Annotated in this window: 13 protein-coding genes and 1 pseudogene; 4 read left to right on the forward strand and 10 right to left on the reverse strand. The window is 39.3% G+C overall.

All coding sequences use genetic code 11. The features are described from left to right. Positions 1 to 230: 230 nt before the first annotated feature. Together V514_RS0109580 and V514_RS0109585 are read left to right on the forward strand one after the other, a co-directional pair. A complete protein-coding gene (locus tag V514_RS0109580; RefSeq protein ID WP_035944585.1) occupies positions 231 to 1,676 on the forward strand; it encodes an NAD-dependent succinate-semialdehyde dehydrogenase in 1,446 nt (481 codons plus the stop codon). Between the two features lie 264 nt (positions 1,677 to 1,940). Further along, complete coding sequence (locus tag V514_RS0109585; RefSeq protein WP_029499736.1) at positions 1,941 to 2,693, forward strand: C40 family peptidase; 753 nt, start codon at positions 1,941 to 1,943, stop codon at positions 2,691 to 2,693. Between the two features lie 67 nt (positions 2,694 to 2,760). On the opposite strand, the gene V514_RS0109590 is transcribed toward V514_RS0109585, so the two are convergent. Further along, entirely contained in the window at positions 2,761 to 3,054 is a 294-nt protein-coding gene (locus V514_RS0109590) for a hypothetical protein (protein ID WP_029499737.1), read from the reverse strand. A 105-nt stretch (positions 3,055 to 3,159) separates the two neighbouring features. Then, positions 3,160 to 5,649, reverse strand: a complete 2,490-nt coding sequence (locus V514_RS0109595; protein WP_029499738.1) for a S8 family peptidase — start codon at positions 5,647 to 5,649, stop codon at positions 3,160 to 3,162. Between the two features lie 253 nt (positions 5,650 to 5,902). On the opposite strand from V514_RS0109595, the gene V514_RS18985 reads away from it, so the two are divergent. Continuing rightward, positions 5,903 to 6,223: a DUF3817 domain-containing protein gene (locus tag V514_RS18985; RefSeq protein WP_029499739.1), complete on the forward strand. Its 321-nt coding sequence runs from the start codon at positions 5,903 to 5,905 to the stop codon at positions 6,221 to 6,223. A 115-nt stretch (positions 6,224 to 6,338) separates the two neighbouring features. Here V514_RS18985 and V514_RS0109605 read toward each other — a convergent pair whose 3' ends face one another. Next, a complete protein-coding gene (locus V514_RS0109605; RefSeq protein WP_327059464.1) occupies positions 6,339 to 7,199 on the reverse strand; it encodes an NAD-dependent epimerase/dehydratase family protein in 861 nt (286 codons plus the stop codon). Between the two features lie 125 nt (positions 7,200 to 7,324). Between V514_RS0109605 and lepB the strand changes: the two genes are divergently transcribed. After that, on the forward strand, positions 7,325 to 7,813 hold the full coding sequence (gene lepB, locus V514_RS0109610) for a signal peptidase I (protein WP_161630184.1): 489 nt from the start codon (positions 7,325 to 7,327) through the stop codon (positions 7,811 to 7,813). 33 nt (positions 7,814 to 7,846) lie between these two features. Here lepB and V514_RS0109615 read toward each other — a convergent pair whose 3' ends face one another. From V514_RS0109615 to V514_RS0109645, 7 genes and pseudogenes are all read right to left on the reverse strand, one after another. Then, the gene (locus tag V514_RS0109615) at positions 7,847 to 8,680 is read right to left on the reverse strand and encodes a PhnE/PtxC family ABC transporter permease (protein ID WP_029499742.1); all 834 of its coding nucleotides are present in this window, start codon (positions 8,678 to 8,680) and stop codon (positions 7,847 to 7,849) included. Further along, complete coding sequence (locus tag V514_RS0109620; RefSeq protein ID WP_051392450.1) at positions 8,677 to 9,345, reverse strand: PhnE/PtxC family ABC transporter permease; 669 nt, start codon at positions 9,343 to 9,345, stop codon at positions 8,677 to 8,679. Before V514_RS0109620 ends, V514_RS0109615 begins: the two co-directional genes overlap by 4 nt. A gap of 153 nt (positions 9,346 to 9,498) precedes the next feature. Continuing rightward, positions 9,499 to 10,200: a GntR family transcriptional regulator gene (locus V514_RS0109625; RefSeq protein ID WP_029499744.1), complete on the reverse strand. Its 702-nt coding sequence runs from the start codon at positions 10,198 to 10,200 to the stop codon at positions 9,499 to 9,501. Between the two features lie 27 nt (positions 10,201 to 10,227). After that, positions 10,228 to 10,407, reverse strand: a pseudogene (locus V514_RS19970) (amidohydrolase family protein); the annotation flags it as partial. A 184-nt stretch (positions 10,408 to 10,591) separates the two neighbouring features. Continuing rightward, positions 10,592 to 11,653: a tartrate dehydrogenase gene (locus V514_RS0109635; protein WP_029499745.1), complete on the reverse strand. Its 1,062-nt coding sequence runs from the start codon at positions 11,651 to 11,653 to the stop codon at positions 10,592 to 10,594. Between the two features lie 53 nt (positions 11,654 to 11,706). After that, positions 11,707 to 12,783, reverse strand: a complete 1,077-nt coding sequence (locus tag V514_RS0109640) for a WYL domain-containing protein (RefSeq protein ID WP_029499746.1) — start codon at positions 12,781 to 12,783, stop codon at positions 11,707 to 11,709. A 179-nt stretch (positions 12,784 to 12,962) separates the two neighbouring features. After that, complete coding sequence (locus V514_RS0109645; protein WP_029499747.1) at positions 12,963 to 14,183, reverse strand: carboxylate--amine ligase; 1,221 nt, start codon at positions 14,181 to 14,183, stop codon at positions 12,963 to 12,965. Positions 14,184 to 14,420: the final 237 nt, after the last annotated feature.

Genomic DNA, 14,420 nt, shown 5'->3' on the forward strand with positions numbered 1-14,420 from the left:
TTTTATAATAATAATATAATTATTTGCATAATGATGTTTTAACACTATTCGCAAGGCATATACTTGAAAATCAAACGATTAGACATTATTATAAATGGAAATACAGCAGTTTTTTTCCCTATACCAAATGAATTTTATTATATAAATATATTTCAATAATCTTCAGAGTGGTTATTTTATCCATTTCGTGGTAAACCTATAATATAGAATGTTTTTAAGGAGGAGAAATGATGACGAATTTTCCAGAAGTGAAGAATCAACTTTTTATAAATGGTGAATGGGTGGATGGTAGCGCAGATGCCGTAGCCGTATATAATCCATCAACAGGTGAAAAAATCGCCGATATTGCGCAAGGTGGCACAAAAGAAACAGCAGAGGCAATTGCTTATGCAGCAGGTGCCTTTGCAGCATGGGCCGCTACTGACCCTAAAGAGCGCGCGCGCATCTTGCATAAAATTGGTTTTTTAATAGAAGAAAACCTTGATCGCCTTGCACTTATTATGACGCTTGAACAAGGAAAGCCATTATCACAATCAAAAGTAGAGGTTCAGTCATCTGCCGATTCGTTCCATTGGAATGCAGATGAAGCACGCCGTCTATATGGCCGCGCGATTCCAGCACCAAGTGAGCATCATTTCTTAACGGTTTATCAACCACTTGGTGTCGTTGGGGCGATTACACCGTGGAACTTCCCTTCCAATATGATTGCACGTAAAATTGCCCCTGCCCTTGCAGCTGGTTGTACAGTCGTACTGAAACCAGCGAGTGCTACACCATTTTCTGCATTAGCACTTGCTGAATTATTTGTTGAAGCTGGCTTACCAAATGGTGTGGCAAACATCATCATGGGGAAATCTAGCGCTATCGGGAAAGAATTAACGACGAATGAAACGGTGAAAAAGATTACGTTTACAGGCTCTACTGAAGTAGGTCAATTATTAAATGAACAATCTGCCCATTCTCTGAAAAAAGTATCAATGGAACTCGGCGGCCATGCCCCATTCATCGTCTTTGATGATGCCGATTTAGATCAAGCTGTGACAAATCTTGTAACAGCGAAATTCCGTAATAACGGTCAAGTATGTACGTGTCCAAATCGTATTTATGTCCAAAAATCCGTAAAAAAAGCATTTACTGATAAGTTATTACAAGCGATGCAAGAAGTTGAAGTTGGCTTAGGCATTGAAGATAAAACAGTTGGTCCTTTAATTAATGAAGAAGCACGCGAACACGTTGAAGCGCAACTAAAAGATGCCACAAGTAAAGGTGCGACGATTTTACATGGTGGGAAACGCCCAACAGACGATAAATTCGCCAATGGTCCATTCTTTGAACCAACTGTGATCGATGGCATCACAAAAGATATGGATATTTACTATGTCGAAACATTTGGCCCGGTCATTCCATTAATTGAGTTTGATACAGATGATGAAGTGGCAGAAGCAGCAAATGATACTGAGTTTGGTTTGGCTTCGTACTTCTTCTCAAAAAACATTGCGCGTATTTCACGCTTCTCAACAGCGCTTGAATACGGTATGGTTGGTGTCAATTCAATGGCCATCTCCCAAGTGGAAACACCATTCGGCGGCGTTAAGCACTCTGGTTTCGGTCGCGAAAATGGTACAGAGGGGATCCATGAATACGTCTATGCTAAATCTGTTTGCATTCATGATTAATATTATTCCTTTTAAAAGAGTCGCTTTTCGCGGCTCTTTTTTTGTGTAAAAAATGGTTTATCATCTATTAATAATTTTATACAATAACAAAATCATCGCATTTACATGACAAAACGATGACGATATGTCAAATTTAACAACTACATTAAAATGATATTTTTTTGTTATATATTTATCATATTCGCATAATCGTATTGTTATATAAACGCGATATGATGTGTTTGTAATAAAAAAACACGTAAAACAAAAGGAGTTTATGGATTCATGAATAAAAAAGCAAAAATCTTCTCATCACTAGCATTGACCGGTATGTTATTCTCAGCAACAGGTGGCTTTAACGCCTCAGCAATGGCCAATGATGGCGGCGCGGCACCGACAAAAACAGCGACTACAGCTTCATCTTCAAATACATATACTGTAAAGCAAGGTGATACACTTGGTGCGATTGCAGCGAAATACGGTACTTCTTACCAAAACATTATGGCACTAAACGGTTTATCATCGACTACAATTTATAGTGGCCAAACGTTAAAAGTAAAAGGTACAGCAAAAGCTGCAACATCAGCTGTTTCAAAAACATCGAATACAACAAGCGCTACACCACAATATAAACGTACAACTCAAACATCGAATACAAATACAACCTCAACATCAGCTTCTGGCATGGCTGGCGCGGCAAAAATTGCTTTAGCACAAGTCGGCACACCATACAAATGGGCTGGTAAAGCACCTGGTGGCTTCGACTGTTCTGGTTTAATTTACTACGCAACAAAACAAGCTGGTGTCAATATCGGTTATGCCACATCAGCAGGTTACTACAATATGGGTACAACTGTATCAACTCCACAAGTTGGCGACTTAGTATTCTTCAAAGACACATACAAAGCAGGTATTTCACACGTAGGTATTTATGTAGGGAATGGCCAAATGGTTAGCGCAGCTTCAGGCGGCGTACAAGTAGATAATATCCACGGCGCATACTGGAAAGATCATTTTGTCGGCTACAAACGTCTATAATTTCAATAGCTATTCCATTGCAAAAAACTCCCGTTTATGCGGGGGTTTTTTTAATTCAACAACACCATTACCGGCGATGTTGTAACACTTTTTCAAGATATTCTTCTAGTGTCATCTCATACTCCGCCGCAAGTGCCTCGGTATCTTCAATAATTGATTCTACTGAATAATATGGCTTGCAGCGAATCCACCGAGACATCTTGTCATGAAATACGATGCCTTCACTTTCTAAAATGCGTTCAATCTGACGATAATTCATTTCCTCGCCTTGCTCTCGTAAATCCATCAGCACCTCTGCCTTTGATGCTTGCTCTTCAATTATTTTTTGAACGACAAACGCTCGAATTTCACGATACATCATTCGTGTTCACCTCTACATATTTTCGTCTTATTATAACAAATATTTACATATATTATACAAAAAAACAGGCACCGTGAGGCGGTGCCTGTTTTAAATAATGATGCGTTATTTTTTTACATAAACAGCAAGTGTCGTTTTAGCAGTTGTTGCTTTATGCGTCACCGTCACGGTTAATTTTTGTTTATTTTTTTGTTTCGCTAGCTTGATGCTAAATTTACCATTCGATGGTACCGTTTTCGTTGCTAATACTTTGCTGCCCTTTTTCACGACAACTTTTGAACCAGCTAATGCTTTACCTGTTAAGACAGTTGGTTTTGTTGTTTTCGCAATATCGGTTTTTAAAATGGCCGCACTTAATGCGTTAAAGCCATTTAAACGGCCATAACCTGATACTAAATCTTTGCCGACTGCTAATGTGCCCGTTTCAGGTTCTTCTTCGCCGCCACCTGTGCCAAGAAGTAAGTTTAGAATGTCACCTGTACCTGCTGACGAACCATTATTATCTTTTTCATCAAATGCGACATTTTTTGATGACTCATGTAGTACTGTACGAATTTGACCAATGTTCATTGATGGATTCGCGCTCTTTAATAAACCAACGACTGCTGCTACATGTGGTGTCGCCATTGATGTACCACTCATATATGTTACATTACCATTTGGTACAAGGCTTGGAATATTAGAACCTGGCGCTACTAAATCCAATTTGTAGCCGTAGTTTGAATAATCCGATACAACGTCTAGTGGGTTTGTGGCTCCAACAGAAATAACGTAACGCGATGACCCTGGATATGAAATTCCTTGAATACCGTCATTACCACTTGCAACAATGACTGCTACGTTTTTCGAATGTGCATATTTTAAAGCCGCTTCAATTGTACGGCTATACGTACCACCAAGACTCAAGTTAATGACTTTTGCACCTTGATCTACAGCATACTTAATCCCTAATGCCACATTTTCAAGTGAACCACCACCTGATGCATCTAATACTTTAATCGGTAAAATTTTTGTATGTTGATTAATTCCTCGCATCGAATAGCCATTATTCGCTTGCGCCGCAATAATGCCTGACACATGTGTGCCGTGCCCATGGTCATCTACTGCTGGCTGTTGGCGATCTACGTAGTTGCGCCCTTTATTCATTAAGACAACATTTTTTAAATCTGCTAATGTATTATCTACACCTGTATCAACAACCGCAATTGTTGTTGATTTTAGTGCTGTGTCATTCACTAACTTTTGTAGTTTTACATTGCCCACATCTGCTCCGGTAATCCCTTCCGAGCCGGTATTTTGCAATGACCATTGATATGGATATTGCACATCAGCTGCTAATGCATGATAGGTCGTCACTGGTTCGATGTATTCAACAGCTGCCATGTTGGCGATTTGTGCTGCTGATTTTTCAGTAATCGCTTGCTGTGCTTTTGTGGATACTGTTGCATCTTGTGATTTTAGTTCCACTACATACGTGTCTGCTAAAATTTCATTGTTGTTCACTGCTAACGTTGAAGCCGTTGCTTTACCTGTTGCCTGTTGTTTAAATTTGTTAAATGAATAACCATCTTTTAACTTCACAATATATTTACCTGATGATTTCTTCGCTAACTCGCCCGTCGCCTTTTGGACAACGTTCGCTAAATCTTCGCCAGCTAGTCCATCTGTTAAACCGACATTTTTCGCTGCAACCGACATTTTTTTCTGTAACGCTACTGGTACATTAGTGAATGTAATGTCAAATAGTGCTTGAATCGCTTGTGCTTCTGATTTTGAAATCACGCGCGTACTCGCAGCGCCATGTTTATTCATCTCTTTAACAAGTGGCTGAATCGTTACTAAATGTCCGTACACTTGTTGTTTTAATGTGCTATCTGTTACTAACTTTGCTGCTAAAAATGGTGCTGCTTTGTAATACAATGATGATAACTCGCGGCCATCTGCTGTTTTTGATAAAATGCCATCGCGGAAAATACGAATATCTGATAGCATCGTTTTTGCATCTTTTTTACCATCGACACCAAGCTCTACAGGACAAGCATTGCCACTTGCAAGCTCCGTTGACGGTGCTAATGTGACAGGCTCTGCTGTTAATGTATAGGGTACGTTGGCAACCGGGATTTCTTCGCCAGGATTTTCATCTGTTGGCGGCTCTGCTGGTACATCATTCATCATGAAGCTATCATCCATAAAGCCGCTATATTCGACTTTAATATAATATGTACCTTCCCAAGCATATGGGAATTTAAGAATCGCTTTACCATTCTCAACCGTTCCCGCTACATATTGTTCATACACTTCATTATTTTGTGCTTTCTCTGCACTCGCAAACATTGTGATATTTAAAATATAATCACTTTTCAATGTTACTTTCACATGCGAATGTTTTTTCGTATCACTCGCAGTTGGCGTATATTTAAACCACTTCACGCCTGCTGTACTAAATGATTCGTCAATTGCGACGTTATCGGTTAATTCAACAGCACTTGCTAGTGTATTTTCCGTAACAAGATTCGCTTTTGCAACCCGCACAGTCGGTAAAAGCACACTTATTACTAACACAAAAATTGCTAGCCACACACTACTTTTTTTCATCTAATTCCCCCTTAACAATCATTGCAGTTTACCACTACTTGTACTATTGTAAAGAAAGCATGCTAAATATGATAGACGTTTTGTGTATTTTCTTGTATTCCATCCATTTTATAGAATTTTTTTCGAACAATCTATGACTTTTGAAATAGCTTGAAACTATTTTGTCTACAATTTCGTCTTAATTCGTTCATATTCCGTTCATATACACGTTTTATAATGAAATGAGCTTATTTAAAAGAGAGGGGTATGTTCGTTGGAACCGAAAGAAATTCGATTTCTACGCGTGATGGGGATTGCAGACGGCGTTTCATTGCTTGTGTTATTGCTCATCGCAATGCCATTAAAATATTTTGCGGGATTACCAATGGCCGTAACAATTGTTGGTAGTATTCATGGGGCGATTTTCGTTACATATGTGATTTCAATTGCGATTGTGCAATTGCGCATTCGCTGGAACATCGGCTACAGTTTAATTGCTGGTATCGTCGCCTTCATTCCATTTGGTAACTTTATTTTTGATAAACATATTAAACGCGCAGGCGAAGCAGCTTGTACAAAACAACTTCGCGCATAGAAAAAACACTTTCGACGATTTTAATCATATCGTTGAAAGTGTTTTTTTATAGTTAAGCTTGTATACAGCGACTTTCATCTACAACGCGTAGTCGCTTTTAAGGATTCTTGCTTTATTATTTACTTAATTTTTCAATTAACGGTGTTAGCCAATCATCGAGATGTGAAAATTGAAAACCAGCTTGCTGAGCCTTGTCATTGACCATATACCACGAAGCGGGGATGCTATACGGAGAATCGCCTTCAATAACTGTCGCTCGTCGGTTTACAACTGTTTCAATCCGTTCAACGAGTTCGCGCATAGAAATTGTGCCATTTGCCGTTGCATTAATTGGTCCATCTACATTGCTAAAAGCGAGCCAATATAAAAATGCTGCCGCTTCATCTGCCAAAATAAACGACATTTCTGCATCAAGATTTAAAAACTCAACTGCGTCGCCTTTTGCGATATGTTCAACATAATAACTTAAACGATTCGTATAATCATCATCGCCCATAACAATTGGAAAGCGCACCGCAACGACTGGAAAATTGGCATAGTCCTCAAAAACTGCTTCTGCCTGCCGCTTTCCTTCGGCATAACTATATTGCTGGGACGGTGTTAAATCGTACATATAATGAAGCGCATTAAAATCTTCCTCGCGTTTTGCATTGCCATCGACGTCATAGACAGACATAGTGGATGTGAAAATAAGACGCGTCGTATGGTCATTTAAAATGGCACATAGCTCCATCGCCTCTTTTGGCGTATAGCAAATATTATCGTACACTACATCATAAACCGTGTCTTCAAAAGCTTCACGTAATTCGCCGCTATTCGTTCGATCAAGTATCGTATGATGCACACGCTCATCAAATGGATTATCATGCTGTCCTCGCGTTGCAATCGTTACATCATGCCCTTGTTGCACAAGTTTTCCGACTAAATGTTTGCCAAAAAAGCGCGTGCCTCCAATCACTAACACTTTTGCCATCATTCATTCCCCCTGCTTCGCATAATCTACCGTATTTCGTGGTATACAGTAAGTACTACTAACCATACCATAATCGGTTTTTGAAGAACAAGGGAGGGGTAACCATTTTTAAACAACGCTCGATGTACATGTTATTTTTTAGTTTAGTACTACTTATTTTTTTTGCGGCATCGGTTCATTATAGTATTGGCTCCGTCATCGTTAACGGCAAAAGTATGGAAAATTCGATTCATGATGGCGACCAATTTATTACGAGTCAGCTCGCGTACAAATGGCAAGAACCCCGCTATAACGATATTGTCATTCTCGATGCGGCAATAATCCCTGGGCATGAACTCTACATTAAGCGTGTCATTGGCTTGCCCGGCGATACACTTGATATTCGTAACAATCAGCTCTATCGCAACAATAGGTTCATTGACGAACCGTATATTAAAGAGCAAATGACCGAGACATCGCTGCATATTACCGTCCCTAAAAATCACCTTTATGTGATGGGCGACAATCGCAATCATTCTACCGATTCGCGGATTTTTAATGCGATTGACATGACAAAAGATGTGAAAGCCGTCGTATTATTTCGTATTAAGCCATTTTTCCAAGACGATGACCATTAAAAAAGAACCGCATCAATGCGATTCTTCCACTTCTTAACGTGCTGTATAGAGGCGCTTTTTAATCAATAATGCAATGCCTTCTAATAACATCGCTACTACTAGCGCGCAGTACGTAATCATCCCAACTTCATGGAGATCATAGTAAAAACTAGACGCCATGAATAGCTCAAATCCTATACCACCTGCTGCAGCTGCGGCACCCATCGCTACTGCGACACCGTAGTTTGTTTCAAAGCGTAAAAATGTCCATGATACCATATATGAAAACGATTGTGGCACTACAGCATGAATGATTGTATGCCACCAACTCGCACCAGAGGCTCGCAACGCTTCAAGCACACCGTCGTCTAGTTCTTCAAATGATTCTGCATAAGCTTTTGTTAAATAGGCAATCGTATGAAGCATCATGCCGAGAATACAAGCAACGGAACCAAGTCCAGCGACAATCGCAAAAATTAATACCCATAATACCGTTGGAACGGCACGCACAAATGAATTACACGCAATAATCACATTGGCAATTCCTTTTGGCGCTAAGTTTTTAGCACTGCAAATCGCTAAGAAAAACGACATAATAGCTCCTAGTATCGTCGCTAAAAAAGCTAGAGCGAGCGTCACAACAATTTGAAATAGCGCCGTACTAAATGTAATTTGATGGAGTGCGGGTTGCAAAAACATCATCTGCAAATTTTCTAGCGTCATGCTAACAGCAGCACGAACGTCGATTACTTCATAATTCAATAAAAATGGCCCGATGAGTGTAAACAGTACAAGTGACCAAAGAATAAGTTGCATTGTTTGCGTCGCTTTTGTCCGTTGCGTAACTTGAATTTTCCCAGCCTTTCGAATTGGTGTCGCCTGTGTCATGAAATGATTCTCCTTACGCGATTTGACATCCATTCAATTAGAAATACAACGACTACAATCACAAATGTGATCAATCCAAGCATTTCATAATTGAGTTGTTTATAATAAAAATCAAAAAGATAGCCAATGCCGGTCCCAGTCAACAATCCAACAAGTGTCGCACTACGAATATTTGTTTCAATCATATAGAAAATCCAGCTTAGTAGTTGCGGTAACGTTTCTGGTAGTACTCCTTTAAACACCATTTGTAAATAGGTAGCACCCACGCCATTTAGCGCCTCTACGCCATCCGAAGAAGCTTCATCAATCGTGTCAATAAACATGCGCACGAGTAATCCAAACGTCGAGAAAAATAGCGCGAAGTAACCTGTAATAACATGATGGCCAAATGAAATGACTAGGACAAGTGCCCAAGCAACAACCGGTACATTTCGGAAAAACGAGGCAATCATACGAACAATAAAACCTAACCAAGCATTAATTTGTGTTGTACGCGAGCCAAGCATCGCACAAAACAGCGCACAAAATGCAGCTGTTGTCGTCGCAAGTATCGACAACACAATGGTTTCAACTAATTTTTCAAGCACTGTCGATAAGTTTCCGAAAGCTTCCGTTTCACCAACTTCAATTAATAATTTTGTCCACGTTTGTCGTGCTGTCATCATGTAGCTCACTCCTCTCACTTACTACTGTAACTTGGCGCCAAGCAGCGTAGTGTATGGCCTTTTTGAAGAATTTGTAAAGCGGCATTTACAAAGGGACGATAGACATAATAAAAACCACCCTTCTCAGCTCTCATGAAAAGGATGGTTTTATGATTAAAATTGAAATTGAAAACGGTCGGTACGATAAAAAATTTCTGTATACTCTAATTGACGATTTGTTGCTGAATCCCAGTTATCAGACTCTAGCTTCATAATTGGGACGAGCAATTGGCTTTGCAATAAATGGCGTATTTCTTCATCGGGTACAAGAATATCGAGTTTTGAAAACGTACTATGAAACTGCTCGATTCCTAGCTCACGGTAAAAAGAATGAATGGATGACAGCACGCGCTCTCGCTCTTGTACTTCTGGCACATGCTCTAACAAAATATACGAACGATGTAGGGCGGCTGGTACTTCATCAACAAAACGTAAGCGCTCGACTAAATAAAGATTTTGCGCCGTTACATACGATTTTTGAAAGATAGCATGCTCATGTCGCACTACTTCTGCACGCTTCACGACTGAATAATACTGTTTAGCTTGCGCTTTCATTTTTTCGCTAAAACTAACATCTCCTGATAATACCATGTCGAGCAGTTGCTTTTTAGCGCAAATAAAGCGCCCGATGCCTTTACGCGCATAAATATAACCAAGTTGCTCTAACAGCGCATACACGTTTCGTACTTTCATGCGCGGGACACCAAACTGTTCGACTAATTGATAATCGCTCGGTAGCGGCTCAGTCGTCGCATATGTACCATTGTCAATTTGGGCAATTAAATAATCTTTTATCGCTAATTCTTGTGCATCCAAACATAGTCCCTCGTTTCATTCCTTAACTTACAATCGATACCATTGCAGCGCATTTTGGTACAAAATTTTTTCAACTGCCGACGCTTCAAAAAGATTTTGAATCAACGTATTATCAGCTTTATGAAACGGACGTTTTGCACGCATTGATGGTAAATCGGACCCAAACATGAAGGCATCTGGATTTACATCATAAATGGCTTTTAACGCTTCCCTCTTTTTTTCAGTATAGCACGAATTATTTTAAATTAGCTGCATTTGCCAATATCATCTCAACCGCTTTTAATGTTATTTCGTATGATACGCTTGTTTTTTTATCCATCAAAAAACACGTTCAAAGATTTTATCCTTTGAACGTGTCATTTTCTTTTTGGGTCAGTTCAAATTTTTCAACTTATAGTAACGCTACTAGACGCGTACCAACTGCTTCTGTTGTCGCAGTGCCTCCAAAATCAGGCGTCAGTGTCGTTTTTTCAGCGAGCAATTGTTCAATCGTCGCTAAAATATGCGCGCCGATCGCTGGTCGTTCAAAAAAGTCGAACATTTGACTAACAGACCAAATAGCCGCTAGTGGATTGGCAATTCCTTGGCCCGCAATATCCGGTGCGGAACCATGAATCGGTTCAAACATCGATGGATAACGGCGCTCTGGGTCTACATTCGCACCGGCTGCAATCCCCATCCCACCGGCAATTGCTGCACCTAAATCCGTCAAAATATCACCAAATAAATTCGATGTCACCACAATTTCAAAGCGTCCTGGGTCCATAACCATAAACATCGCTGCTGCATCAACTAAATACGAATGCGTTGGAATTTCCGGATAATCTTTTGCAACGTCCTCAAACACTTCGTCCCAAAATACCATTGAATAATTCAGAGCATTTGCCTTACTAATGCTCGTTACCGATTTACCACCTTGGCGGCGTGCTTCGTCAAAGGCGTAGCGGATAATACGCTCGACCCCTTTACGTGTGAAAACGCCGGTTTGTAGCACTTTTTCGCTTGGTTCACCTTTATAAAGCCATTCCCCTGCACCGGCATACTCGCCTTCGCTATTTTCACGAATCACAAGCATATCAATATTTTTCTCGGTCCCGTGACGGAGCGGCGATTCAATGCCTTTTAACAACTTCACTGGACGGATATTAACGTATTGATCAAATTTTTTACGAATCACGAGCAACAATTCGCGTAATGAAATGTAATCTGGCACACCAGGAAATCCTACTGCGCCTAAATAAATCGCATCAAATGCCTTTAATTGTTCTAAGCCATCTTCCGGCAACATTGTGCCATGCTTTGTATAATATTCACAACCCCACGGGAAATATGTATAGTCAAATTGAATCGTACCATCAATTTCTGCTGCGCGATTCATGACTTTAATCCCCTCTGCAACTACTTCTGGTCCAATGCCATCTCCAGCAATTACCGCAATGCGTTTCGTTTCCATCTCTTCATCACCCCTACGTTAAAAATACGCTTCCTCGAAGTACTTAGCAATAGCTAATTGTCGGCACGATTACGCGCGAGCGCATCTTCTAGCATCGCGATAACATCTTCCCTAAGCTCAGCCGGTTTAATCTGGTCAACAGACGAGCTATATTGCATTAACCAATAGCGAATACTCGCTTTCGACGTGTAGATTTCGACCGTAAAATGATGCTCACCTGCTTTCGTCAATTTGACATCTTCGCCGAAGAAATCGATTACTTGCCCGATAATATCCATTTTACAACGGAAGCTAATCCATTCCGGCTTGCCACCAAACATAAATACTTGATTACGCGTATAATCCGACAAATTAGAAATCGATGTTAGCGTACCGACTTTTTCATTCGTCATTTCAATATTTTTCATTTTATCAACGCGCATAAAACGCGGCTCGGTGCTATCATCATATAAATACATCACATAATATTTATTGAGCGACCAAATTAAATAATACGGACGGATTTTGCGGAACCCTGCATTTTTTTCACTAATCGGTACGAGCTTTTTATGAAGATCATATTTCATATAATTTAACGTTACCTTCATACCTTTTTGAATCGCCTCTGCTAGTAACGTCACGTTGCTAAAAATTTCATCGTTATAAGCTTTGTCACTATTGTTTTTAAATTCCAGGCGTGGCTTATAAAAGCTTAATAAATTTAAATTAACTAAATTTCCAAGTAACGTAATGAGCTCTACACTTTTTTCTTTATCGATAAAACGCGATGTTGCAACCGCATCGCTTAATAAATAAGCTTCTCCTTTTTCAAATAACGGCTCGATATATGCCGTACCGTTATCATTACGCGTAAATTTAAATGGAACGTATTCGCTATAGTCTTCTGTAATTTCTGCTAGTAAATTAAAGTGCTTATAAATCGTCTGGCGATTTAGCTCATACGGCTTTTGAATATGCTCACCATTTTTGAATTGCTCACGCACGTCTTGTTCAAAAAAACGTTCGCGCATTTTCACTGCAACTTGCTTAGCATTCATCGGGTTACTTGCACTTGAATAGTCACGCAAAATAATATACGTGTAAAATGGATGTAGTTGTGTTGCGCGCTGAACTTTGTCATTTTGTGCCATTATCACTATATTCCCCTTATCAATCAGCTGTAATTAGAAACTATTATACTATAATAGAAGGACTTATAGATAATTTAATCTACTGATTTAAACAGAGAATAATACAAGATATGTCCAAAAAAACAGACACTATTTCCTCCAAATAAAAAAAGAGCTGGACCGCATCCAGCTCTTTTTTGTTACCATTGGTTATTTTTATATTTTTGATAGTAGTTGTATTGACGTGCCGCCATATACAATTTGCGTTTAAAACTTTTATCTTTCGGATAGAACAACGGATTTGCCCATTTGCCTTCTTTAATTAAGCGACGGCATTCCGCGTTGATTTCATTATTATCCACGAAATCGCGTAATACTTTTTTCGGTACAACGGAGAATAAAAATTCGCCATTTGCGTAAACAACGTCTTTTTTCTCATTGTTGACACAGTCATCTACGAGGTAGCGCGCTAAATTGTGACCTAAACGTGTCACATAATAGCTTGAGCGCCCTTGACGGATGTTGATTTCAAACACTTTGAATTTTCCATCACGCGTATCATATTTTAAGTCGAAGTTCGCAAAACCTGTGTACCCGATGTATTCGATGAAGTCTTGCATTTTACGCATTAACTCTTTATCGAAACGGCTAATGATTGATGTGTAGTTCCCAATCGCTGTTGGTGTATGCTCTTGTAACACGACTTGACCAAGTGCTACTAATTGCACATTTTTATGTTGATCCGCGTACACAACACCATCCCACATTAACGTATCATCACCAGGAATAAATTCTTGGATGATAATTTCATCGTGGTAACCTGCATCGTGTAATAAGTTTAAAATACGATTTACTTCTTCTTCTGTTTCCGCTTTGTATACTTTTTCTTTGCCTTCAAATTTTAAATCTAAATACAGAATGACGTTACTTGGTTTTAAAATTAATGGGTAAAGAATTTTGTTATCGTTAAATGGTGCATCAATTGTTGTGCAATCATAAAAACGTGTTACGGGATAGTCAATGCCATACTCTTCGCAAAGTTGATAGAATTGTGCTTTGTATTGCAGTTTATCCATTACGTCAATTGTAGGATAGTTGAATACGAAATATTTTTTAAGGAATTCTGCATGTTCTACAATGTAGCGCACGTACATATCATTCGTGCCGACAAGCATTAATTTCTTACCTGATTTCCCATATTTTTTTGCGACTTTTTCCATAATTTTCGGGAATTCCGCTGGGTCACCTAATTTTGGGAAATATTCAATTTTGCCAGGAATCGTACTGAATTTTGTAAATGGTAATTCGCCGCGTCCTACTAAAATTGGGTTCACGTCATATTCTTCGTGAAAAGAAATAGACATATTATATGCATTAATATCTGTACCGACAATAATCGGGATGAAATTTAATTTTGCCATGATAGCCTCCATAAGTTATCTATAAGAAATGGTACGCGCTTTCCTATTACTTGTATATGATAATAGACTTAGTATAATAGACATGAAAGCACATTTTATCTACAGTTGTGTACAATCTACACACCTAGTTATTATAGTACTAATATGCGCATTTCGTAAACCAAACACTGTATTTTTTTCACTTGTTTGCGTGTTTTTTTTATTGAGAGGGGTACACTGTAAGAAAGGGGTGATTCC

The organism is Kurthia huakuii LAM0618, from assembly GCF_000505545.1.
Classification (GTDB): Bacteria; Bacillota; Bacilli; order Bacillales_A; family Planococcaceae; genus Kurthia; species Kurthia huakuii.